The organism is Streptomyces sp. SA15 (assembly GCF_002291145.1).
In the GTDB taxonomy this organism is placed as follows: Bacteria; Actinomycetota; Actinomycetes; order Streptomycetales; family Streptomycetaceae; genus Streptomyces.
Genome location: NZ_NTGE01000077.1, coordinates 1 through 21,379 on the forward strand (window position 1 = coordinate 1; position 21,379 = coordinate 21,379).

Consider the following 21,379-nt stretch of genomic DNA (forward strand, 5'->3'; position numbering starts at 1 on the left):
AGCCGGGCTGCGGGCCCGGTTCGCGCTCGGCCGGGGCGAGGACGCGTACGACGTCCTGCGCCAGGTCGACCAGCGGTGAGCCCAGCGCGGCCCCGAGCGCGGAGGCGGCGACGGCGTCGGGGGCCTGGGCGTCCGGCCGGGCGTGCACGACGACCCAGCGGTCTGCCCCACTCTCGCCTCCGCTCGAGCGAGGGGACCCCCATCCGAGAAGGGGGGCCACCTCTTCGGGCGCGGCACCCAGCAGCAGCCGTACCAGCGCGGAGGACCGGGCCGCGCCCGTACCGCTCTGGTGCTCGCCGGTGAGGAGGGAGAGCAGTACGGCGGCCACGGAGGCGATGGTGTGATCGCCGGGATCGCGGCGCGGGGCGGCCACCCCGAGCACGAAGCCCTGACCGGCGCCGAGGGCGTAGGCGGCGAGGTGGGTGCCGGCGACGGTGTCCGTGGCGGTGGAGGAGGAGCGGTCGGTGACCACCCGCGCCAGCCCCGCCAGCGCTCCCCGCACCTCATCCCCTTGCTCCCTCCCCGCCGCCGCGATCTTTGCCCCCTCCGGCCCGTACAGCACCGCCCGGCCGCCCACCCGCTGGGCGAGCTGCCGTAGGACCGCCGGGACCGGGTCGGGGCGGGAGGCCGCGGTGGCCAGGCTCTGCTGGGCCTCCGTGACGCGGCGCAGTTCCGTGTGCCGGGCCTGGGCCATCAGCTGCCAGACCGCGCGAGCCACACCCGAGAACGTGGTCTGCGGCGGCACCTCCAGCAGCGGCAGCTCGTACGCCTCGCAGGCCGCGACCAGCGCCCTCGGCACCGTGTCGTGCACGGGGGCGAGTCCGAAGCCGAGGGCGGCGCCGCCCGCCGCGACGATCCGCGACACGTAGTCGTCGAAGTACGTTCCGGAGCCCGCCGCCTCCGGAATGTGCACACCCGCCGTCAGCAGCAGCTCACCGCCCAGCAGGTACGGGTACGGGTCCGCCATCTCCGAGGTGTGCGCCCAGTGGATGACGAGGCCGGGGTCGGACGGCCCGGCGATCTGGCGCAGCGCCAGGTCGTCGCGGGCCAGGAGCGCCGAGAGGGGCACGGGCGGCGTGGGAGGGACGAACGGAGTGGGGGGAACGGACGGCGTGGGGGCAACGGCGGGGTCCGGCATGGTGGACGTTCCTTCCATCCAGCTCGGCTCGAATGGATGAAACGTACACTTCGCAGTCGCTTTCCGGCCACCTAGTGTCAGACCTCGTCACGCCACCGAGAGTGCGCGAAGGAGGCCCCCATGGCCGTCGACTACACCGTGATCGTCGTCTACCTGGCCGGCATGCTGGCGATGGGCTGGTGGGGCATGCGCCGCGCCAAGTCGAAGAGCGAGTTCCTGGTGGCCGGGCGGCGCCTCGGGCCCACCATGTACTCCGGCACCATGGCCGCCATCGTCCTCGGCGGCGCGTCCACCATCGGCGGCGTCGGCCTCGGCTACCAGTACGGCCTCTCCGGCGCCTGGATGGTCTTCACCATCGGCCTCGGCCTGCTCGCCCTGTCCGTCTTCTTCTCCGCCCGCATCGCCCGCCTCAAGGTCTACACCGTCTCCGAGATGCTCGACCTGCGGTACGGCGGCCGGGCCGGTGTGATCTCGGGCGTGGTCATGTGGGCGTACACGCTGATGCTCGCGGTGACGTCGACCATCGCGTACGCCACGATCTTCGACGTCCTGTTCGACATGAACCGCACCGTCGCGATCGTTCTCGGCGGCTCGATCGTCGTCGCCTACTCGACGCTCGGCGGCATGTGGTCGATCACGCTGACGGACATGGTGCAGTTCGTGGTGAAGACGATCGGGGTGCTGCTGCTCCTGCTGCCGATCGCCGTCGTCAAGGCGGGTGGCTTCGGCGCGATGAGGGACGAACTGCCGACCTCGTACTTCGATCCGCTGGGCATCGGCGGCGAGACGATCTTCACGTACGTGCTGATCTATACGTTCGGCATGCTCATCGGCCAGGACATTTGGCAGCGCGTCTTCACCGCCCGCAGCGACACGACCGCCAAGTGGGGCGGCACGGTCGCCGGGACGTACTGTCTCGTGTACGCCCTCGCCGGCGCCGTCATCGGTACGGCCGCCAAGGTCCTCTACCCGAAGCTGCCCAACGCGGACGACGCCTTCGCGACCGTCGTCAAGGACGAACTCCCCGTCGGCGTACGGGGCTTGGTGCTGGCCGCCGCCCTGGCAGCCGTGATGTCGACGTCGTCCGGCGCGCTCATCGCCTGCGCTACCGTCGCCAACAACGACATCTGGTCGCGGCTGCGGGGAGCAGTACGGCCCTCCACCGAGCAGCATGACGAGGTCAAGGGCAACCGCGCCTTCATCCTCATCATGGGCGTGGCGGTGATCTGCACGGCCATCGCGCTGAACAACGTCGTCGAGGCGCTGACCGTCGCCTACAACCTGCTCGTCGGCGGGCTCCTCGTCCCGATCCTCGGCGGGCTGCTGTGGAAACGCGGCACCGTGCAGGGCGCCCTCGCCTCCGTCGTGGTCGGCGGTCTCGCGGTCATCGGCCTGATGGCGGGCTACGGCATCCTCGCCAACGAGCCCGTCTACTACGGCCTGTTGTCCTCCCTGGCCGCGTACGTCGCCGTCTCCCTGGCGACCAGGCCCACCGACGCGGCGGTGCTCGCCGCCTGGCGCGAGCGGCTCGCCGGGCGGGTATCCGAACCTGTGTCCACTCCGGTCCCGGCTCCCCAGTAGAGTCGTACGACAAGTAGTGCATAGCAGTTCATACGCGATGAAGCGTATGAACCTCATGAAAGAAGGCATTACCCCATGAGCGGCAACGAGACGCCCCGCGGCCCCGTCGACTCCTCCCGCATACCGCGGTACGCCGGTCCCGCGACCTTCGCCCGGCTGCCGCGCCTCGACGAGGTCGGCCGCGCCGATGTCGCCGTGGTCGGCGTGCCGTTCGACTCGGGCGTCTCGTACCGGCCGGGCGCCCGCTTCGGCGGCAACGCGATCCGCGAGGCGTCGCGGCTCCTGCGCCCCTACAACCCGGCGCAGGACGCGTCACCCTTCGCACTCGCGCAGGTGGCGGACGGCGGCGACATAGCCGTCAACCCGTTCGACATCCACGAGGCCGTGGAGACGATCGAGGCGGCGGCGGACGAACTGCTGGGGACCGGGGCTCGCCTGATGACACTGGGCGGCGACCACACGATCGCGCTGCCTCTTCTGAGGTCGGTCGCCCGGAAACACGGCCCGGTGGCGCTGCTGCACTTCGACGCGCACCTCGACACCTGGGACACGTACTTCGGGGCGGAGTACACGCACGGGACGCCGTTCCGGCGGGCGGTGGAGGAGGGGATCCTCGACACGTCGGCGCTGTCCCACGTCGGTATCCGCGGCCCGCTGTACGGCAAGCAGGACCTGACCGACGACGAGAAGCTGGGCTTCGGCATCGTGACGTCGGCGGACGTGATGCGGCGCGGTGTCGACGAGGTGGCGGACCAGCTCCGGCAGCGCATCGGCGACCGCCCGCTCTACATCTCCATAGACATCGACTGCCTGGACCCGGCGCACGCACCCGGCACGGGCACGCCGGAGGCGGGCGGCATGACGTCGCGGGAGCTGCTGGAGATCCTGCGCGGCCTGGCGTCCTGCAACCTGGTCTCGGCGGACGTCGTCGAGGTGGCGCCCGCGTACGATCACGCGGAGATCACGTCGGTGTCGGCATCGCACACGGCGTACGAACTGACGACGATCATGTCCCGCCGGATCGCGCTGGAAAAGCAGGAAGTGCGGGAAAAGCAGGAAGCGCGGGAAGTGCAGGAGAAGGCAGCGAAGTGACCCACGACCACGACTTGGTGCTCCGCCCGACTCAGGCGCAGATCTCGGCTGCCCTGAACCCTCCCCCCGGCCGCAACGGCGGAGACCTGGTCGTGGAGACGCTGGCCGGGCTCGGCGCGACGACGGTCTTCGGCCTGCCCGGCCAGCACGCGTTGGGCATGTTCGACGCGTTGCGCCGCTCGGACCTGCGGTACATCGGCCTGCGGGTGGAGAACAACGCGGGCTTCGCGGCGGACGCGTACGGCAGGATCACGGGTGAGGCGGCGCCGCTGCTGCTGTCGACGGGGCCCGGCGCGCTGACGTCGCTTGCCGCTTTGCAAGAGGCGGCATCGGCCTCCGCCCCCGTCCTGGCGATCAGCAGCCAGATCCCGACGGCGGGTCTGGGCGGCGGCCGCCACGGCTACCTGCACGAACTCCCCGACCAGTCGGCCTCGTTCCGGGGCGTGGTGAAGTCGGTCCACACGGTCCGAAGCCAGTCCCAGATCCCGTCGGCGATCGCGGAGGCGTGGACGTCGGCGCTGTCCGCTCCGCACGGCCCGGTGTGGGTGGAGATCCCGCAGGACGTACTGCTGGCCGAGACGGCGATTCCGGTGGTGACGGGAGGCGACGCCTTCCCCGAGGAACTGCCCCCGCGCCCCGAACTGACCGCGGTGGCGGCGCACTTGCTGTCTCATGCCACCCGCCCGGCGATCATCGCGGGCGGCGGAGTGGTACGGGCGGACGCCTCGGGCAAACTCCGGAAACTCGCCGAACGCCTGAGCGCCCCCGTGGTCACGACGTACGGCGGAAAGGGCGCGTTCCCCTGGACGCACCCCCTGTCCCTCCAGTCCTGGCTGGAGGACCGCCACACGACGGACTTCCTGGAGGACGCGGACGTACTCCTCGTCGTCGGCTCGGGCCTCGGCGAACTCTCCTCCAACTACCACATGTTCAAGCCGCGCGGCCGAGTCATCCAGATCGAGGCGGACCTCGGCAAGCTGGAGTCCAACCACCCGGCGCTGGGCATCCACGCGGACGCGCGCCTCGCGCTTCAGGCGCTGCTGGAGACGGTGGAGCCGCGGGAGGACGAGACGGCTCCGGAGCGCGTACGGGAGTTGCTCGCCCGCGTTCGCGAGCGCATCGCCTCCCAGGAACTCACCCTGGAACAGGAGGTGCTGGCGTCGGTCCGCAAGGCACTGCCCGCCGACGCCCCGTCCTTCTGGGACATGACGATTCTGTCGTACTGGGCGTGGGCGGCCTTCGACGCCCGCCGCCCCAACACCATGCACTCGGCCCAGGGCGCCGGCGGCCTCGGCTACGCCTTCCCGGCGGCGCTGGGCGCGTCCGCCGCCGATCCCACCCGCCCGGTCCTGGCGGTCTCGGGCGACGGCGGCGCCCTGTACTCGATCGCCGAGCTGGCCACGGCCCGCCAGTACGCCCTGAACGTCACCTGGCTGATCATCGACGACGGTGGCTACGGCATCCTGCGCGAGTACATGACGGACGCGTTCGGCGAGACGATGGCGACGGCGACGGAACTGACCCGGCCGGACTATGTGGCGCTGGCGGAGTCGTTCGGGGTGCCGGGGGTCCGTACGTCCCCGGAGACCCTGTCGGACGACCTGGCGAAGGCGCTGGCGTCGCCGGGACCGTCGGTGGTCGTTCTTCCGGTGGTGTTGCGGATGTTCGCACCGACGCATCTGGGGTACGGGACCGGTCCCGAAGCGGCTGGTTAAAGTCGCCGCGTGCGCCGAATGAGCCCGCAGGAGCCTTCAAAGCGAATCATCACGCTTGATCAGGAAGTGAACGACGACGTAGCCAACCGCGTCACGGCGCAGTTGCTACGGCTTGCGGATGCCGATCCGGAAGCGGACATCCTGCTGTGCGTCGACTCTCCAGGCGGCTCGGTCACCGCTGGGATGGCCATCTACGACACGATGCAGTTTGTCAGTTGTGATGTGGCGACGTGCGTGACGGACCTTGCTGCGGGGGTGGGGCAGCTTCTGCTCTCGGCGGGCGCACAAGGCAAGCGCTACGCCATGCTGGGCGCCCGTATCGTGATGACGCGACCTCGCGAGGAGGGGGAAGGGGCGCGGGATGGCGACCCGCTCGCCCGGCTGCTTCGGAGGCTGGGGAAGCCGGCGGGAAGCCCGGCAATCCGCCATACGCAAAAGGTGGTTTCTGAACTGCTGGCCCGGCACACGGGAGGTGACCGATCGCGAATTCTTCGGGATTTGAACTCGGATCGGGAATTCGGTGCTGAAGAGGCGCGTATTTACGGACTCGTTGACACTGTTGTTCAACGGGGGCCTGGGCAGTGAGTCCTCCCCTGGTTCTTTCGTCCGTGGACATATGCGTGCGAGGCGGGATCAGTACAGGAAGCGGTGCAGCGGAGCGGACTCGGTCAGCAGCATGGTGACCCGGTGGGCGAGACGCTGCCACGCCTCATCCTGCGCGTATGTCAGCCTCACGTCCTCGCCGTCGGCTGCCTCCAGCGCCGCGAAGAGGGTGGCGGTATCAGCGTCGGGAGTGAGGTCCACCATCGAGAGCACGCGCGCCAGCGCACCGACCAGGCCGACCGCGGTCTCCTCAGCCGAAAGGACGCTGCCGCGGAGCGCGGCGGCGACGCCTGACGGGTCGGGAAGGTCCGGCGGTGCCACGAGGATCCCGGACAGCTCACGCAACAGCGCGTACAGCAAGTCGGTTTCTTTGGTAGGCAAGTTGGCGATGCGCAGGCCCTCGTGTTCCCAGCGACCGTTCGGCGTCCACACCCGCGGTCCCCGCGCCACCGCTTCGGCCAGTGTCTCCCGGATATGCCGGAAGGCCGCGAGCCCGTCCGCGAACAGCGCGTGATCACGCGCTCCACCGGCGGTTTCGGCCAAGGGCGCGAGCAAGTGTTGCTCTACCCGGTCGCACTGAGCATCGAGGTCGGGGTCCACGACAACGAGGCGAACTGACGTGCGCTGCTCCTGCTGCTCCATGTCGGACACTCTGCCAGTTGGCTCGGACAACCGTGAGTCGACTTGGCCTCGGACCTCGGCGCCGGCGTCAGCCCTCGCGGTCGCGGCCGTGTTCGGGCATAACGCCCGCGACCCACACCGTCCTGTCCTCGGATGTGTTGCTTGCGGCCAGCAGTTGCGGTGGTGTTCTACTGAGAGGGCCCAGCAGAGCTGTGCTTCCACTGGTCCCAGTGCAGGACCTGCTCGCTGGGAACTCGGCGGGCCGGCTTGAAGTCGGTGCCGATGGTGTAGGCCAGCGGGATGAACGCGGCCAGCATGATGTCTTCGTACGGCACGTTGAGAATCCCGGCGAGCTCCCGCTCCAGCGGTCCCTGGGCTGTAGTCCACACCGTTCCGAGGCCGCGTGCCCGGGCGGCCAGCATGAAACTCCACACGGCCGGCAGGATCGAGCCCCACGCCCCTGCCTGCACGGCCACCGGTGCGTGGTCGGTACGCCCTTCCACGCCGGGGATGACGAACGCGGGTACCCGGTGGATGTTCGCGGCCAGGTGGCGCAGGCCGTCGAAGACCCGCTCGGTAGAGCTGGAGTGGTAGTTCATGCGCCACACGTCGCGCTCGGTCAGGGGCTGGCCCGAGGCCAGGGGGAGGGCGCGCAGGAAGATGTCGGCCACGGCCCGCCGCTGGGTGGGTTCGGTGACGACGATGAAGTGCCAGCGCTGCCGGTTGCGGCCGGTCGGCGCTTGCGTGGCCAGGTCGACGCACTCTTCAATCAGGTAGTGCGGGACCGGGCGGTCCAGGTCGAGACGCTTGCGTACCGCGCGGGTCGTCGACAGGAGTTGGTCCGGGGTCAGGTCCAGGGTCACGGCTGCTTCCTCTGCATTGGATAGGTCGGACGGTGGGCGTCGCGAGGCGGCCGGTCAGGCGGGGGCCGGTGCCTCGCCGACCCGGGTGCGGTTGCGCAGGCCGAAGTGGGCCAGGGCGGCGCCGAGGAGGGAGAAGCAGCCGGCTGTGAGGAAGGCGATCCGGTAGCCGTCGATGCCGGACCCGGCCGTGGCCATGAGAGAGGCCAGTACGGCGACGCCGATTCCGGCCCCGATCTGAACGGCGGAGGTGATCAGCCCGGAGGCCAGGCCCTGCTGGTCCTCGGGAAGGGCGCCGACGGCTGCGATGTTGAGGCTGGGGAAGGACAGGCCGTTGCCCACACCGTGCACCACAAGCGCCGGCAGCAGCACACCGACGTAGTCTGCGTCTGCGCCGGCCCGCAGGAAGAGCAGGATCCCGGCGGCTTGGACCAGCATCCCCAGGGCTGCGGTCCGGCCCAGCCCCCACCGGCCGATCAGCCTTCCGGCCAGCTTGGCGGCCGCCATGATGGCGAGTCCCATGGGGGCGATGCCCAGGCCGGTCGTCAGCGCACCATAGCCGCGGACCTGCTGAAGGTAGAGGACCGCGGCGAACTGCCAGCCGATGGTCGCGCACGCCCAGGCCAGGGCGGCGAGGTTGGCGCCGGTCACAGCGCGCGACCGGAACACGTGCAACGGGACCAGCGGGAGCCGCTGCCGCGCTCGACAGCCACGAAGCCGACCAGGAGCACAGCGGCGGCCACGCCCGCAGGCCAGCTCGTCTCGGTGAGCGCGTACACCAGCGACAGCACCCCCGCGGTGACCGCGACCGCACCGACCGCGTCGAACTCCCGGGCCGCCCCGTCGGGTCGGCCGTCCCCCCGGCAGCGCCATCGGGGCGACGATCAGGACCAACAGGGCGATCGGCACCGGGAGGAAGAACACCAGCCGCCAGCTCACTTCGGTGAGCAGCCCGGAGGCAATGAGGCCGCCGCTGTAGCCGGAGGCGCCGGCCAGCGCGTAGACGCCGAGGGCACGGTTGCGCTGGGAGGCCTCGGTGAATGTCGTGGTGACCAGGGACAGGGCGGCCGGGGCGGTCAGCGCCGCGGCAAGCCCCTTGACCACCCGCGTGATGACGAGCAGCCATCCCTCCGACAGCAGCCCGCCGACCAGGCTCGCCGCGGCGAAGACAGCGAGGGAGAGCAGGAACATGCGACGGCGGCCTAAGAGATCCGCCAGTCGGCCGCCCAGCAGCAGGAAGCCGCCGTAAGTGACCGCGTACCCCGATACCAGCCACTGGAGCGTGCCTTCCGACAGTGAGAGGTCCCGTCCGATGGCAGGCAGGGCGACCCCCATCAGCGACAGGTCCATGGAGTCCAGGAACACCGCAGCACAGAGCAGCACCAGGGCCAGTTGCTTGTGGCCACCGGACTTGACCATGCCAGACCTCCATCTGAACCCAAACTATCTGCTTACAGATGATTGGCGAGCATACAAACCCAATGAGTGGCACGCAAACAATCTGCGTCCAGACGATTCTTGATAGGGTTGCCGGGTGACCGCAGCAAACGCGAAGGAGGTGGGCCGCATGTCGCCCAAGATCGCGGACCGCGAGGCCGTCTACTTCCCGAGGCTCGCTGCGGAGCGTCTGGACATCGCCCTGTGCCGGGCCTCGACCGCCGTCGCCCGCGCGGCAGAAGCCCGGGCGAACGAGTCGGGGATCGGCGTCGGGCAGCATCTGGTGCTCAAGATGCTCGCTGAGGTCGGCCCTTGTTCGCAGCGTGTCCTGAGTGACGAACTGCGTATCGACCGCAGCGTCATGGTGGGCATCTGCGACGGCCTGGAACGGGCGGGGCACGTACGACGCGAGCGGGACGCGGGCGATCGCCGCGCCTACGCCGTCACCCTCACCGACTCCGGCCGACGACTGCTCGCCCGCGCCGAGGAGGCCGTCCCCGGATTTCTCGACGACACCTTCAAGGACCTCACCTCAGCCGAACGCGAGCAACTCTCGGTGCTGCTCGGCAAGCTCCTACAGATCCATCCCTGAAGCAAGTGAGCCGTTTTCCAACCTCTCTAGCCGCTCGGCCAGTTGGGCTGACAAGCGAGTGAGCCCCTGGTAAATGGGTTTTCGACCAAGAAGACCCGTCTCCACCAGGGGCTTCGTGTGCTTGTCCACCCGTCCGGGCTCGACCTGTCCTGCTCTGCCCTGCGCTTAGGTCACAGCCAACGAACCGCATCTCTATGCGGTTACATCCCTTGCTACGACGTCGACCGGGACGCCTGCGTCGCGCGACTCCAACAAATGAGCCGGTCGGAGGTCTCTTCGTGAGGCTGGGTCCACAACCCGCACGCCCTGAGCAGCGGCAGCCGCCGCACGGACGCCCGTCCTCTGCGCCTCGTCCTTGTGACGAGAGGGCGGGCGGGTGACGGCCTTTGGGTGAATTCCGGGCTGCTGACCAGTACCGCGGGAGCGTCTGGTCATGTCCCGTCGGGCGGTGTAGCGACCTGGACTGGCGAACTCCGGATGGCCGGCACGAGGCCGACGACCGGGATCAAGGGGGAATTGGCAGATCTGTTCCACCCCCGCGAAGGAAAACCCCAGGTGAGGTGGCCGTGCCAGTGGAACAGATCTGCCAATTACTGGGTGAGCGTCCGGGCTCCCGCGCAGACGCGTCGTGCCCCGGGGCCGCGGCCTCGTGCAGCCGCCCGGACTCCGGCAGTCCAGATGGCTACACCACGCGGCGGGACGCCACCCAGCGTCTGGTCACTCTGGCTCTGAAACGGAGCGCGTCAGTCGCCGGACTGCTGCTCATGCCGATGGGTCCCACGGGCAAGCTCTTGCAGGATGTCGTGCTCAGTCTTCCCGGTCATCCGGGCCATCGTCCGCAGCAGCTGGGCGCACAGGGCCGCAGTGCCATCCATGAGGGTCTCGGTCGCCATGGGGTCCTCGCGTCGCCGTTCGGCGACGTACGCCGACAGCAGGTCGTCTCCGGACACGTAGGCGGTCATGAACTCGATGCCGGCGCGGATGCGGTCGTAGTCGCTACTCATGGGCCGAACGATCGCATAGAAGGCCGCCACGGTTGAGGAGTACCCCGCCGATGGGACCCCTCAGCGACGTCCGGTCAGCCGACCTTGGAGTCGGTGAGGCCGCCGCCGCGCCGCCCGCCCGGCGATTGTCGCGGGCAGGGGAGTACGGGCGGACGCCTCGGGCAGCTTCGGAACTCGCCGTCCTGCTCTGCTGGTCGGTGCACTACTCGCGAACCGGAAGCACGCTCAGTCTCTTCTCGGCCGTTTCCCGGGGAGCGATCACGTTTCGGTAGTGGTGATCCAAGGCCAGGATGACCGGCTGCGGCAATGCCCACGCCAAGGCGGCGTTGACCGCATCGGTCAAGCCGATGGCGTCGTGATCCGCGTACGTCCGCATCAGATGCTCGGCTTCGTCCAGGAGCGGCCACCCAACGGTGGCGAGCTTGAGTCGGTCCGTGCTCGCCCAGGCGCGCATACTGGCCAGAGCGTCCGCGGCGGCCTTACCGCTGATCTTCGTGGTGAGGTGGTAGTCCAGTTCGGCGAGGACGAACGGTGACACCACGAGACGGTCGACCAAGGAGAGTGCCTGAACGCAGGGCTCGTGGCGATCGTCCTTGCGGTTGTAGACGGCGAGGAGAACCGACGTGTCCGCCACGGCGAACGAGTGACGCTTCAACGGTCGCCTTCCTCGAACAGGTTCTTGCCGGAGGTGTCGGCCAAGTCGGAAGGACCGTCGAACATCGCGCGCTTCAGCGCTGCCATCGCTTCCGGGTCCTCGCCCAAGGCGGACGAGAAGGACAGCGGGATCCCGCGGGCGATGTGGTCCAGAGCAACCTGTTCCGGGGTACGCCCCTCCAGCAGCGCGAGGGTACGCAGGGTCTCAGCTTCGCTGCCGGTGTAGGTGAGGGTCACAGAGATGGCATCTTCCTGCGGGGCCGAGTGGTCGGGTGGGGGAGTGGAGGCGTCGGCCACGGGGTCTCCTCAGGTGCGCTGTTCGACGGGATGCGCGTAGATTCCGACAGTATCGCCGTAGTGCCTGGGCTCACCGACGCACAGCCAGTTCCGCCCAGGTCGCCTTACCGATTCCGTGAAGGCGCGGGCAGCATCCCCAGCGTTCAGCCAGAGCCTGTACGAGGGCGAGGCCGCGGCCATGGTGGCTGGGCGGAGCTCCGGACGAGCGTTACTCGCATCGGCCACCTCCACCCGCAGGCGTCCGTCGTAATGGGCGAAGCGCACGCCGATTTCCCGCCCGGCCGGAGACCGCGCGTGCTGGACAGAGTTGGCGACCAGTTCCGAGAGCAACAGTTCGGCGGTGTGGGCGACTTCGCCCTCGATCTTCCAGTCGGCGAGCTGTGTGCGCAGCAGCACGCGGGCGCGTCCGGCGCTGCGCGGGCTGCGGGCAAGCTGCCACTGAGCCTTCTGCATGGCAGGGTTTGCGGGCTGTCCGGGTGCGGTGTGGGCTGACACGGAGACCTCCACGGTAGAGAGCTGGAATCAGGCGGAGGGTGTCGTCGAAGCGCGCAAGGGCGCCGGGGTGTTCGTACGGGACTTCAAGCCCATCCGGCGCCGCGGCATCGAGCGCCTCGCTCATGCACAGTGGGGAGCGGGGCAGCCCATCTGGTCGGCCGATGTCGCCGGCCGTGAACTCGTCGTGGACTCGGTCGAGGTGACCGAGGAAGACGCTTCGGCGGTGATCGCCGGCGTCCTGGGTCTGGCGGAAGGGGCGCGGGTCTGTGTGCGTCGGCGCCGCTACACCCTTGACGGCAAGCCGGTTCTTCTCGCCACGTCGTATCTGGCGGCAGACCTCGTCACCGGCACGCCGATCACGCAACCCGACACGGGACCCGGTGGCCTCTACGCCAGGCTGGAGGAACTCGGGCGCAAGCCGGTCCGCTTCCGTGAGGAGATCCGCTCCCGCATGCCGAGCGGAGACGAGGCCGAGCGGCTGGCGTTGCCGTCCGGTGTGCCCGTGGTGCTGATCGCCAGGACCGCTTTCGATGCCCAGGGCGCTGCCGTCGAGGTGAACGACATGGTGTTGGACTCGGCCGCGTACGTACTGGAGTACGGCTTCGAGGCGTGAGCTGCTGGAGCGCCCACCGCGGCAGTCTGCTTACACCGACCGAGAAGCGCCGGCGTCAGTGGACGGCCCATTCATCGGTTGGCGCTCAGTCAGCGTTGTAGCCCGGTCCTGGAACGACAGAGAACGCGCACGACAGGAGGACGTCCCCGACTCGTTGCGCCGGGGGTCCGGGGGCCCGTACGACCCCTGAGACCTTGGAGCAGGATCTTGCGAAGACGCTGGGCGTCACCGGGAGCGTCGGTGGTCGTTCTTCCGGTGGTGTTGCGGATGTTCGCGCCGACGCATCTGAGGTGACGGGCTGCGGCATCAAGCCCCCAGCATGCTCGGTCTGCAGTTGGCACAGGGAGGATCCGGCATGGCGAACCTTTACCTGGAGATCGACGACGAAGTCCTCAGCGAGGCCGCGGAGGTACTGGGTACCAAGACCAAGCAGGACACCATCAATGCGGCCCTGCTCGATGTGGCCAAGCGCCACCGCAGACTGAAGGCGCTGGAGGAGCTGGCGACAATGGGCGAGGGTGGCGACTTCGACATCCTTCTCGACAAGGACAACTACCGTCGATGAGCCTGATGACGTCCGAGCTGTAGGTGCATTACGACGCGGACTTCGAGACGGTGGCGAAGGTGACGGGCCGGTCCGCACGCTGCGCCGGCCCGGCACCTTGGTGCACGAGCTCCCTACCAGATCGCCTCGACCCACTCCGGGTGGTCGATGAACGGGTTGCGGTTCTTCTGGTAGGTGTCGTAGATGAGCTGGTTGCGGCGTTCCTCGAAGGCGTCCGGCGGGTCCTCGTCGTTCCACTGCTTCAGGACCGAGAGGCGGCCGTGGAGGGGGACGCTGCCGTTGGTGACGGCGTCGTTGGGCTCGAGGTCGGGCCAGCTGTCGTCGCCCTCGTAGCGGACCGCCATGTAGAGGATCATGCGGGCCACGTCGCCCTTGACGGCGTCGCGGGGCTCGAAGGAGTTGGAGTCGGTGAGGCTGCCGCCGGAGTTGGTGAAGCTGCTGCCGCCGTTGTCGAAGTCCTTGTTGCCGCGGATGCTGTTGACCTGCACGTCCTCGGGGCGCAGGTGGTGCAGGTCCGTGCCGGGGCCGGCCGAGGTGCCGAAGTCGCCGTGGGACTGGGCCCACACGTGCTCGCGGTTCCAGTTGCCGGTGTTGCCGCCGTTCAGGGACTTGCTGCGAGAGATCCCGGAGTAGAGCAGCTTGACGTTGTTGCTGTTGTTCGGGTCCTGGTCGGTCGCCTTCAGCGCTTCCCAGACGGCCGAGTACGAGAGCTTCGTCTGGGGGGTGATGATCGTGTGCAGGGCCGACTTCAGGCTGGTACCCGTCTTGCCGATCGCGTTCTTGTAGTACGTCGAGTCGTACGCGGTGGTCGTGGCCACGGCCGGGGTTGCGGTCAGGGCCGGGGCGGTCAGGCCGACCAGTACGGCGGCGGTGGTCAGCGCCACGGGCTTCCAGCGGCGTATGCGTGTCGCCAGCATGTGGGGTGTCCCATCTACGCGGGTTGAATGGAGGCGGCAAACGGGAGAGTGACATGGACATGTGGCCGTGTCCATGGATGCTGCATGTCGATCAGGTGACCGGAAGTGGCAAATCGCCTCTTGTCTACGCGAGTTGACACGCCGAAACGGCCCCCGGCGAAGGCCGGGGGCCGTTGTGCGTGGAGCCGGTCCGGTGTCAGCCGAGAGCCTGGCTACCGCCAGTCTCGGAAACCTTTCGACAGGTATGCAGACGGCTCTCAGTTGGCCACACCTCGTCTACGCCTGGATCCACCGCCTCAGCGCCTCGACCGTGTCATCCGGCGTCGCGTTGAAGCACAACCGGATCCCGGGCGCCGCCTCGGTGAGGAGGTTGACCAGCCGCTCGAACAGCAGGGTGTTCTCCGGCAGCATCCGTACGCCACCGCCGATCATCGCCAAGCCGAACGCGTGCTCCTGGAGCTGCTCCCGGACGGTCGCCTCGGCGCGGTCCGGAGAGATGTCGATCAGGCACGGAACAGCATCGAACCCCGCTTCGCGCAGCGCCGCGTTCGCCGCCTCGATCCGGGCAGTGAGCACCGCCTCGTCGACACCGTCGGGCATCCGGCTGTAGTCGAGCGCACTCGGATGCAGACCGATGGACAGTACCTTCGTGTCGCCCGGCAACGGAGTCGAGGTCGACGGTCGGCCCATGGACGGTTCCTCTCTGCTCATGTCACGCTGATCTCCCCGGTGTATCACGGAAGTTGGGCAGAGGGTGCTCGGTTCGAGATCGGCAGATGATCTCGGCCTGCGCCCCCGGCACCCCGGCGCCAACGACCCGCTGGTGTGTGGACGGCTCCCGAGCGCAGCTCAGATCCACAGATCTTGACAATTACTCGTCAGCCGACGTCCGAAGCGTCCAGGCGGTAGATCGTCGACTGGTCGCTCTGCGAGGAGGAGGCCGAGTCGGAGCTCGCGCCGGCGCTGTACTCGCTCTCCTTCACCGCCGTCCCGTTCTTCTGCACCCACTCCGTGACCTCGGAGCTGACGTCGGACCCGCCGCCGGGACCGCCGCCCATGCCGCCCCCACCGATCTGGATGTAGTGCAGCTCGCCCTTCTTCACCAGCTCCTTCAGCTTGGCCAGGGTCATCGCCTTGTCGCTGCCGGACCAGCCCCACATGGAGATGACGGGCTCGCCGCTGCTCAGGATCAGCTGCGCCGCGCTCTGCGAACTCGACACCGCCAGCAGCCACTTGGCGCCGTCCTGGTGCTTCTCGAGGTACGAGACGAGCTCGCTGCTCGCGCCGCCCATGCCCCCGCCGAAGCCGCCACCATTGCCGCCACCCACGCCGCTGGGCTGCCCACCGGTGCCGCTCTGGTCTTCGGGCAGCTCGCCGTTGCCACCGCCGGGCACCATCTGACCGCCGCCCGGCGTCTCGCCGTTCTGCCCCTGCTGCCCTCCCGGGAAGCCGCCCGCCTGACCGGCCTGCGTACCCCCCGGCATCTCACCGCCCCCGAAGCCACCCCGGCCGCCGCCCCCACCGCCCGGGCCACCGAAGCCGCCCCCCGTAGAAGGCCCGGCCGTCGGGTTCGTACCGCCCATGCCGCCTCCGCCCCCCGAACCGGACGGCACCGACCAGGCGTACGCCGTCGGCCCCGCGACCGCCGCGACGATCGCCGCCGCCACCGAAGCCGCCAGCAGCCGCGCCCGATTGCCGGAGCGGAAGACCAACAGCCCCACGATCGCCAGCGCCATGACCGCCGCGATCGTCGGCCACAGCCAGGTGTACCAGCCGGAAGCGCGGCGCAGGAGTACGACGGCCCAGAGCGCCGTCACCGCCAGGCCCGCCGGCAGCACCCACGCCCACCGCCCGTCCGTCCGGAACGCACGCAGCAGCATCACTCCACCCCCACCGCACAGCGCCGCGATACCGGGCGCGAGCGCGGTCGTGTAGTACGGGTGCATCGTGCCCTCGGCCATGGCGAAGGTCAGGTAGTGCAGGACCGTCCAGCCGCCCCACAGCACCAGCGCGGCGCGCGTCAGGTCCGTACGCGGAGCGCGCCCGCACAGCACCAGACCGCCGACGCACGCGATCGCCGCGAAGGGGATCAGCCAGGAGATCTGGCCGCCGAGGATGTCGTTGAAGAGCCGGCCCAGGCCCGCCGTGCCGGAGAAGCCGCCGCCTCCGCCACCACCGCCCCCGCCGTTGCCCTCGCCGCCGAAGATCCGGCCCAGGCCGTTGTAGCCCATGATCAGGTTCCAGGCGGTGCCGTCCGTCGAGCCGCCGATGTACGGCCGCTCGGAGGCGGGCACGAGGGAGACCGCAGCCGCCCACCAGAAGCTGGAGACCGCGAGCGCGACGGCCGCGATCAGCAGGTTCACGATCCGCCTCGCCGGCTTGGGTTTGGCCGCGTACAGGTAGACGGCGAAGACGGCCGGCAGCGCGATGTACCCCTGCAGCATCTTGGTGTTGAACGCCAGCCCGAAGCACACCGCTGAGCCGACCAGCGGCAGCAACCTGCCGTTGTGGACCGCCCGCAGGGCCAGCGCCGCACCGCCGACCATCAGCAGGACCAGCAGCGTGTCGGGGTTGTTGTCGCGGTTGATGGCGACCGTGATCGGGGTCAGGGCGAGGACCAGCGCGGCGACGGCCGCGGCCGCGTGCCCGAACACCCGCTTCACGGACGAGTGCAGGATCCAGATCGTGCCGAGCGCGGCCACGATCATCGGCGCCATCATCTGCCAGGTGCCGTACCCGAAGATCCGGCACGACAGGCCCATGACCATCAGCGCGAGCGGTGGCTTGTCGACGGTGAGGAAGTTGCCCGCGTCGAGCGAGCCGAAGAACCAGGCCTTCCAGCTCTGCGTGCCGCTCAGCACAGCCGCGCTGTAGAAGCTGTTGAGGCTGGAGGAGGACAGGTTCCAGGAGTAGAGCACCGCCGCCAGGATCAGGATCGCGATCAGGGCGGGGAGGGACCAGCGTGGTGCCTTGTCCGGGGGCACCGCAGGTGGAGCCGCCGACGGCACGTCGGGGGTCGGGGGCACGGTCGTGTGGGGATGGGGATCGGTGGCTGATGTCACCCGGGCATCGTGTGCGGCGGGGGTGGGTGCGGGCTGTGCCGGGCCTGGCGCTTTCCTGTGGATTCTCAAAGGAGTCCGCAAAGTGGGTGCTCAGGTGGGGAAGTCGCCGTCCTTGATGGCTGTGACGAAGGCCGACCAGTCGGCGGCGGGGAAGATCAGTGCCGGGCCGTGCGGGGTCTTGGAGTCGCGGACGGGGACGCCTGTGGGGTAGTCGTCCAGCACCTCTACGCAGCTGCCTGACTCGTTGCCGCTGTGCGACGACTTGCGCCAGCCGCTCACCGTGGATGCGTCCCGAATGATGCGCTCAGTCATGGTGTCCGTATTCCTTCGCAATCGCCCTCATGAGGGCGACGGGACTCCTTCTGCGACAGCGCGTCGCCCAGTGCGAGATCGTAGACGCCCTGGAGCCGCTCGACCACGGCCGGGGAATCGTGGACTTTGCCGATGGACATGCCCTCGCTGTACGCGGCCGGGGGCTGGTCCTCGAACCACCACAACGAGAGCATGCTCTGCATGATCGGATGGATGCCCACGCCGAACGAGAGCGTGCAGCTCGGTATGGCCGGCGAACTCCTCGACCACGCGGCCGACATGCTCGCCGACCACAAGGCCACCTCCGTACAACTCCGCTTCCTGGCAGCCCGTATGAGCGAGGCGCTGCGCGACGTTCACCGCATCGCGGAGAGCCGGGGCGCGCGCCTTGCCGTACTCGCCTCCGACGGGCCTGACGGCATTGACAGCGGGGATCGGGTGATGAGAGCGGATTCGATGACCTGATTCCGCGAGTCTGAGCCGCCCGCCCCGCGTAGATCGCCCCGGACTGAATAGAGCGCGCCGCCGAGCCGGGGGTGTATCCGCACAGCTCGCTACGCCCCCATCGGCGCGTGGGGTCGGCGGGAGATTGGCCGATGGCATTCATGGCAACCCTGCCACCGTAGCTTTCCCGGCTGGCACTACGCGGCGACCACAAGCAGCCATGTGGGTCAGAAGGGCAGGCCCCGCAGGTCCGCGCTGATGGTTGGATGAGGCAGGCTGGCCAGGTCGTAGATTGGACCACGTACGTGATCTTGAGACCACTAGCAGCCCATGGCAGGCTCATGCCGCATGATCGATGAGTTCGCGAAAGACAACCTGCACGGGAGACTGCGGCGGGACCGCGAGGCGCTGCTCTGGAAACTCGACGGCTTGTCCGAATACGACGCCCGCCGACCTTTGACAGCGACCGGGACCAACCTCCTCGGCCTGGTCAAACACGTGGCCACCGTCGAGGCCAGGTACTTCGGCGAGGTCTTCGACCGCCCTTCCCCGGAACCGCTGCCCCGGTGGCAGGACTACAACGGCAGCGATCTGTGGGCGACCGAGGACGAGACCCGCGATCAGATCATCGGGTTCTACCGGCGCACGTGGGAACACTCGGACGCGACGATCAACGAGCTTCCCCTCGACGCCCCCGGCCACGTGCCGTGGTGGCCGGAGCCTTATGCCGACACGAACCTGTTCGCCATCATGGTCCATGTCCTCGGCGAGTCCATCCGGCATGCCGGGCACGCCGATATCCTGCGCGAGGGCCTCGACGGCCGGACCGGGTTGCGCGCCGAACACGAGAAGCAGATCGACGAGGAAGCCCGTGCAGCCTACTGCGCGAAGATCGAGCAGGCCGCCAGGTCGGCCGCACCAATCAAGGCTTAGAGGTTGTCTCACGTGACTTGATGTTCGTGCGGCATGATGCCGCTCGTGGGCGCTGACCTATCGAAGCGTCTGGTTCCTGATGAACTCTGGGAGCTGGCTGCCCCGTTGCTGCCGTCGTTCGCTGCTCGTTCGCTGATTGGCAGATCTGTTCCACCGGCACGGTCACCTCACCTGGGGTTTTCCTTCGCAGGGGTGGAACAGATCTGCCAATCACCCTCGATCCCGGTCGTCGGCCTCGTGCCGGCCAAGACGATCCTCTCGACTCCCAACGGGAGAAGGCCAAGGCGGCCACGGTGAAGGCGCGCATGGCGCCGGTTCACGGCCCACAGCCAGCTGGTGTCTGTTCCCCCACAGGGACACCCCTTCTGTGAGAAGGCCGAGGAGAAGTAACGGCACGTACAACCTTTCCCCTGGGCGTGTGAGTCAACTGGGGCATGACTCCAGCGATATCCCGCCGTACGAGACTCCTGGCGGCCGGCACCGCCGTCGGCGCGCTCATACCCGTCCTGGCCGCCGCCGCGCCCGCCGCCGCGGCCACACCGACCGTCAGCTGTACGTCCGCCAAGGCCGGCCTCGCCACCAAGCTGAAGAAGGACATCACGGCCGCCCTCACCAACCGCAGGGGCACGGTCGCCGTCGGTCTCTACGACCGCTCCACCAAGACCACCTGCACCCTGCGCCCCTCAACGGCCTTCGACTCGGCCAGCGTTGTGAAGGTCACCGTGCTCGCCACGCTGCTGTGGGACGCCAAGAAGCACAACCGGTACCTCACCGACCGCGAGGCCTCCCTCGCCAAGGCCATGATCACCAAGTCGGACAACGCCGCGACCAGCACGCTCTGGAAGCAGCTGGGCATGACGAAGATCAAGGGCTTCCTCGCCGCCGCCGGCATGACGCAGACCAAGCCGGGCGCGAACGGCTACTGGGGCCTGACCCAGATCACCGTCACCGACGAGCAGAAGCTGCTCAAGCTGGTCACCGCGAAGAACACCGTCCTGAGCGACAACGCCCGCGCCTACATCCTCAAGCTGATGGGCCAGGTCGTCTCCTCGCAGCGCTGGGGAACGCCGTACGGAGTGCCGTCCGGGGTCTCCGTGGCCGTCAAGAACGGCTGGCTGCAGCGGGCCACGAACGGCTGGCGGGTGCACAGCGTCGGCGCGTTCAAGGGCGGCGGCCACGACTACATGATCACCGTCCTCACGCACGGCAACAGCACGATGAACTACGGCATCACGACCATTCAGGGCGTGGCCAAGGTCATCCACAGGGACCTCGCCGCGAGCTGACGCCCCTCGACCCCCCGATCCCTTGACCCCTCGCCCCCTCCACCCCTCGACCCTTCATGAGCCGGTCTCCCGTCCGTCACCGACCCGCCCTACGGTGACGCCATGCGCCTGAGAACCGTACTCGCGACCACCACAGCGGCCCTGGCGGCGGCCACCTGTCTGTCCGCCGCCACGCCCGCCACCGCACAGGAAAGCCACGCCTGTTCGCCCGCCGTCTCCATCGACCGCTTCTCCGACGCGCTCGACAAGACGACGTACGACTCCACCTTCGTCGGCAACTTCTCCGCGCTCGCGGTGGACAAGGACGGCTCCCTGGCGGCCCTCTCCGACCGTTCCTCGCTCTTCGCGCTGGACGCGAAGACCCTCCAGCCCCAGGGCGTGGTCCCGCTCGCCGACGAGAAGGGTGCCGCGCTCGACTCCGAGGGGCTGGTGATCGACCGGGACGGCACACGGCTGATCACCTCCGAGACCGAGCCGTCGGTACGCCGCTACAGCCCGCAGGGCAAGATCCTGGACCGCCTCCCGGTGCCGCCCTCCCTCCAGGTCGCCCCGGCCGGCCGTGCCGTCTCCAACGGCACCTTCGAGGGGCTGACCATGCTGCCCGGCGGCCGCACCCTGCTCGCGTCGATGGAGTACGCCCTCTCCGGCGACAGCGCGGGCATCGTCCGCTTCCAGACCTGGGAGCGGCATCGCAAGGGCTTCGAGCTCGGCGCCCAGTACGCCTACCGCACGGACGCCGGCCTCGGCGTCCCCGAGGTCCAGGCCACCCCCGACGGGCGCCTCCTCGTCCTGGAACGTGGCTTCACCTCCGGCGTCGGCAACACCGTCCGGCTCTACCTGGCCGACCCGCGCCGCGCGACGGACACGAGCGGCATCGAGAACCTGACGGGCCAGGACGGCGTACGGCTGATCAAGAAGACCCTCCTCGCCGACATCGCCGCCTGCCCGACCCTGGGCGCCACGGCGAAGCAGCCCCAGCCGAACCCGCTGCTGGACAACATCGAGGGGATGGCGATCACGGGCGCGAGCAAGGGCGCCCTGCGGGTGCTCCTGGTGAGCGACGACAACCAGAACGCGGTACAAACGACCCGGTTCTACTACCTCCGGGTCCGTCTCTGAGCTCTGCCGCCCTCCGACCTTGGTCCTAGGACTATTGCG

At 68.9% G+C, this 21,379-nt stretch carries 24 protein-coding genes; 11 read left to right on the forward strand and 13 right to left on the reverse strand.

Going from position 1 to position 21,379, the window contains the following annotated elements:
* Window positions 1-1,156 (reverse strand): PucR family transcriptional regulator ligand-binding domain-containing protein (locus CLM62_RS13980; protein WP_179382093.1); only part of this gene is annotated, 1,156 nt, incomplete at its 3' end.
* A 102-nt stretch (window positions 1,157-1,258) separates the two neighbouring features.
* On the opposite strand from CLM62_RS13980, the gene CLM62_RS13985 reads away from it, so the two are divergent.
* From CLM62_RS13985 to CLM62_RS14000, 4 genes are all read left to right on the forward strand, one after another.
* On the forward strand, window positions 1,259-2,719 hold the full coding sequence (locus CLM62_RS13985; protein ID WP_095750185.1) for a sodium:solute symporter: 1,461 nt from the start codon (window positions 1,259-1,261) through the stop codon (window positions 2,717-2,719).
* 75 nt (window positions 2,720-2,794) lie between these two features.
* Complete coding sequence (gene speB / locus CLM62_RS13990; protein ID WP_095750186.1) at window positions 2,795-3,811, forward strand: agmatinase; 1,017 nt, start codon at window positions 2,795-2,797, stop codon at window positions 3,809-3,811.
* Entirely contained in the window at window positions 3,808-5,526 is a 1,719-nt protein-coding gene (locus CLM62_RS13995) for a thiamine pyrophosphate-binding protein (protein WP_095750187.1), read from the forward strand. Before speB ends, CLM62_RS13995 begins: the two co-directional genes overlap by 4 nt.
* A gap of 18 nt (window positions 5,527-5,544) precedes the next feature.
* On the forward strand, window positions 5,545-6,111 hold the full coding sequence (locus tag CLM62_RS14000; RefSeq protein ID WP_095750188.1) for a ClpP family protease: 567 nt from the start codon (window positions 5,545-5,547) through the stop codon (window positions 6,109-6,111).
* 48 nt (window positions 6,112-6,159) lie between these two features.
* Here the strand turns inward: CLM62_RS14000 and CLM62_RS14005 are convergent, their stop codons facing one another.
* The 3 genes from CLM62_RS14005 to CLM62_RS14015 form a co-directional block, all read right to left on the reverse strand.
* A complete protein-coding gene (locus CLM62_RS14005; protein WP_095750266.1) occupies window positions 6,160-6,771 on the reverse strand; it encodes a hypothetical protein in 612 nt (203 codons plus the stop codon).
* Window positions 6,772-6,938: 167 nt separating this feature from the next.
* Entirely contained in the window at window positions 6,939-7,613 is a 675-nt protein-coding gene (locus CLM62_RS14010; protein ID WP_095750189.1) for a nitroreductase family protein, read from the reverse strand.
* A gap of 54 nt (window positions 7,614-7,667) precedes the next feature.
* A complete protein-coding gene (locus CLM62_RS14015; RefSeq protein ID WP_095750190.1) occupies window positions 7,668-9,029 on the reverse strand; it encodes an MFS transporter in 1,362 nt (453 codons plus the stop codon).
* A 148-nt stretch (window positions 9,030-9,177) separates the two neighbouring features.
* Between CLM62_RS14015 and CLM62_RS14020 the strand changes: the two genes are divergently transcribed.
* A complete protein-coding gene (locus CLM62_RS14020) occupies window positions 9,178-9,639 on the forward strand; it encodes a MarR family winged helix-turn-helix transcriptional regulator (RefSeq protein WP_095750191.1) in 462 nt (153 codons plus the stop codon).
* A 743-nt stretch (window positions 9,640-10,382) separates the two neighbouring features.
* Here the strand turns inward: CLM62_RS14020 and CLM62_RS14025 are convergent.
* The 4 genes from CLM62_RS14025 to CLM62_RS14040 form a co-directional block, all read right to left on the reverse strand.
* Window positions 10,383-10,643 (reverse strand): hypothetical protein, encoded by a 261-nt coding sequence (locus CLM62_RS14025; RefSeq protein WP_095750267.1) that lies wholly within the window; start codon window positions 10,641-10,643, stop codon window positions 10,383-10,385.
* Between the two features lie 202 nt (window positions 10,644-10,845).
* Window positions 10,846-11,298, reverse strand: coding sequence for a type II toxin-antitoxin system VapC family toxin (locus CLM62_RS14030; protein ID WP_095750192.1), 453 nt, complete (start codon window positions 11,296-11,298; stop codon window positions 10,846-10,848).
* Window positions 11,295-11,594: a hypothetical protein gene (locus CLM62_RS14035; protein WP_143659067.1), complete on the reverse strand. Its 300-nt coding sequence runs from the start codon at window positions 11,592-11,594 to the stop codon at window positions 11,295-11,297. Before CLM62_RS14035 ends, CLM62_RS14030 begins: the two co-directional genes overlap by 4 nt.
* Window positions 11,595-11,603: 9 nt before the next feature.
* Window positions 11,604-12,047 carry an ATP-binding protein gene (locus CLM62_RS14040; RefSeq protein WP_306457907.1) on the reverse strand — a complete coding sequence of 148 codons (444 nt, stop codon included), beginning with the start codon at window positions 12,045-12,047 and terminating at the stop codon, window positions 11,604-11,606.
* On the opposite strand from CLM62_RS14040, the gene CLM62_RS14045 reads away from it, so the two are divergent.
* Both CLM62_RS14045 and CLM62_RS14050 read left to right on the forward strand, forming a co-directional pair.
* A complete protein-coding gene (locus tag CLM62_RS14045) occupies window positions 12,046-12,702 on the forward strand; it encodes a GntR family transcriptional regulator (RefSeq protein WP_095750194.1) in 657 nt (218 codons plus the stop codon). The two genes, CLM62_RS14040 and CLM62_RS14045, sit on opposite strands and share 2 nt — an antisense overlap.
* A gap of 355 nt (window positions 12,703-13,057) precedes the next feature.
* The gene (locus CLM62_RS14050; RefSeq protein WP_095750195.1) at window positions 13,058-13,267 is read left to right on the forward strand and encodes a type II toxin-antitoxin system VapB family antitoxin; all 210 of its coding nucleotides are present in this window, start codon (window positions 13,058-13,060) and stop codon (window positions 13,265-13,267) included.
* A 113-nt stretch (window positions 13,268-13,380) separates the two neighbouring features.
* Here the strand turns inward: CLM62_RS14050 and CLM62_RS14055 are convergent, their stop codons facing one another.
* The 5 genes from CLM62_RS14055 to CLM62_RS14075 form a co-directional block, all read right to left on the reverse strand.
* On the reverse strand, window positions 13,381-14,184 hold the full coding sequence (locus tag CLM62_RS14055) for an endonuclease I family protein (protein WP_095750196.1): 804 nt from the start codon (window positions 14,182-14,184) through the stop codon (window positions 13,381-13,383).
* A 276-nt stretch (window positions 14,185-14,460) separates the two neighbouring features.
* Window positions 14,461-14,895 (reverse strand): hypothetical protein, encoded by a 435-nt coding sequence (locus CLM62_RS14060; RefSeq protein ID WP_257003838.1) that lies wholly within the window; start codon window positions 14,893-14,895, stop codon window positions 14,461-14,463.
* Between the two features lie 167 nt (window positions 14,896-15,062).
* The gene (locus CLM62_RS14065; RefSeq protein WP_095750198.1) at window positions 15,063-17,246 is read right to left on the reverse strand and encodes a glycosyltransferase family 39 protein; all 2,184 of its coding nucleotides are present in this window, start codon (window positions 17,244-17,246) and stop codon (window positions 15,063-15,065) included.
* Window positions 17,247-17,336: 90 nt separating this feature from the next.
* Entirely contained in the window at window positions 17,337-17,558 is a 222-nt protein-coding gene (locus CLM62_RS14070) for a DUF397 domain-containing protein (RefSeq protein WP_095750199.1), read from the reverse strand.
* Complete coding sequence (locus tag CLM62_RS14075) at window positions 17,555-17,761, reverse strand: Scr1 family TA system antitoxin-like transcriptional regulator (RefSeq protein ID WP_179382092.1); 207 nt, start codon at window positions 17,759-17,761, stop codon at window positions 17,555-17,557. Before CLM62_RS14075 ends, CLM62_RS14070 begins: the two co-directional genes overlap by 4 nt.
* Window positions 17,762-17,771: 10 nt before the next feature.
* On the opposite strand from CLM62_RS14075, the gene CLM62_RS14080 reads away from it, so the two are divergent.
* From CLM62_RS14080 to CLM62_RS14095, 4 genes are all read left to right on the forward strand, one after another.
* A complete protein-coding gene (locus tag CLM62_RS14080; protein ID WP_373559139.1) occupies window positions 17,772-18,023 on the forward strand; it encodes a hypothetical protein in 252 nt (83 codons plus the stop codon).
* A 327-nt stretch (window positions 18,024-18,350) separates the two neighbouring features.
* A complete protein-coding gene (locus CLM62_RS14085) occupies window positions 18,351-18,935 on the forward strand; it encodes a DinB family protein (protein WP_095750200.1) in 585 nt (194 codons plus the stop codon).
* Window positions 18,936-19,369: 434 nt separating this feature from the next.
* A complete protein-coding gene (locus tag CLM62_RS14090) occupies window positions 19,370-20,221 on the forward strand; it encodes a serine hydrolase (protein WP_095750201.1) in 852 nt (283 codons plus the stop codon).
* Between the two features lie 102 nt (window positions 20,222-20,323).
* Complete coding sequence (locus tag CLM62_RS14095; RefSeq protein ID WP_095750202.1) at window positions 20,324-21,340, forward strand: esterase-like activity of phytase family protein; 1,017 nt, start codon at window positions 20,324-20,326, stop codon at window positions 21,338-21,340.
* Window positions 21,341-21,379: the final 39 nt, after the last annotated feature.

Excerpts from the sequence above, each read along its gene's own strand:
- CLM62_RS13985 (WP_095750185.1), top strand. The coding sequence starts at position 1,259 with ATGGCCGTCGACTACACCGTGATCGTCGTCTACCTGGCCGGCATGCTG.
- speB (WP_095750186.1), top strand. The coding sequence starts at position 2,795 with ATGAGCGGCAACGAGACGCCCCGCGGCCCCGTCGACTCCTCCCGCATA.
- CLM62_RS14000 (WP_095750188.1), top strand. The coding sequence starts at position 5,545 with ATGAGCCCGCAGGAGCCTTCAAAGCGAATCATCACGCTTGATCAGGAA.
- CLM62_RS14005 (WP_095750266.1), bottom strand. The coding sequence starts at position 6,771 with ATGGAGCAGCAGGAGCAGCGCACGTCAGTTCGCCTCGTTGTCGTGGAC.
- CLM62_RS14015 (WP_095750190.1), bottom strand. The coding sequence starts at position 9,029 with ATGGTCAAGTCCGGTGGCCACAAGCAACTGGCCCTGGTGCTGCTCTGT.
- CLM62_RS14020 (WP_095750191.1), top strand. The coding sequence starts at position 9,178 with ATGTCGCCCAAGATCGCGGACCGCGAGGCCGTCTACTTCCCGAGGCTC.
- CLM62_RS14025 (WP_095750267.1), bottom strand. The coding sequence starts at position 10,643 with ATGAGTAGCGACTACGACCGCATCCGCGCCGGCATCGAGTTCATGACC.
- CLM62_RS14045 (WP_095750194.1), top strand. The coding sequence starts at position 12,046 with ATGGCAGGGTTTGCGGGCTGTCCGGGTGCGGTGTGGGCTGACACGGAG.
- CLM62_RS14040 (WP_306457907.1), bottom strand. The coding sequence starts at position 12,047 with ATGCAGAAGGCTCAGTGGCAGCTTGCCCGCAGCCCGCGCAGCGCCGGA.
- CLM62_RS14050 (WP_095750195.1), top strand. The coding sequence starts at position 13,058 with ATGGCGAACCTTTACCTGGAGATCGACGACGAAGTCCTCAGCGAGGCC.
- CLM62_RS14055 (WP_095750196.1), bottom strand. The coding sequence starts at position 14,184 with ATGCTGGCGACACGCATACGCCGCTGGAAGCCCGTGGCGCTGACCACC.
- CLM62_RS14060 (WP_257003838.1), bottom strand. The coding sequence starts at position 14,895 with ATGAGCAGAGAGGAACCGTCCATGGGCCGACCGTCGACCTCGACTCCG.
- CLM62_RS14070 (WP_095750199.1), bottom strand. The coding sequence starts at position 17,558 with ATGACTGAGCGCATCATTCGGGACGCATCCACGGTGAGCGGCTGGCGC.
- CLM62_RS14075 (WP_179382092.1), bottom strand. The coding sequence starts at position 17,761 with ATGCAGAGCATGCTCTCGTTGTGGTGGTTCGAGGACCAGCCCCCGGCC.
- CLM62_RS14080 (WP_373559139.1), top strand. The coding sequence starts at position 17,772 with ATGCCCACGCCGAACGAGAGCGTGCAGCTCGGTATGGCCGGCGAACTC.
- CLM62_RS14085 (WP_095750200.1), top strand. The coding sequence starts at position 18,351 with ATGATCGATGAGTTCGCGAAAGACAACCTGCACGGGAGACTGCGGCGG.
- CLM62_RS14090 (WP_095750201.1), top strand. The coding sequence starts at position 19,370 with ATGACTCCAGCGATATCCCGCCGTACGAGACTCCTGGCGGCCGGCACC.
- CLM62_RS14095 (WP_095750202.1), top strand. The coding sequence starts at position 20,324 with ATGCGCCTGAGAACCGTACTCGCGACCACCACAGCGGCCCTGGCGGCG.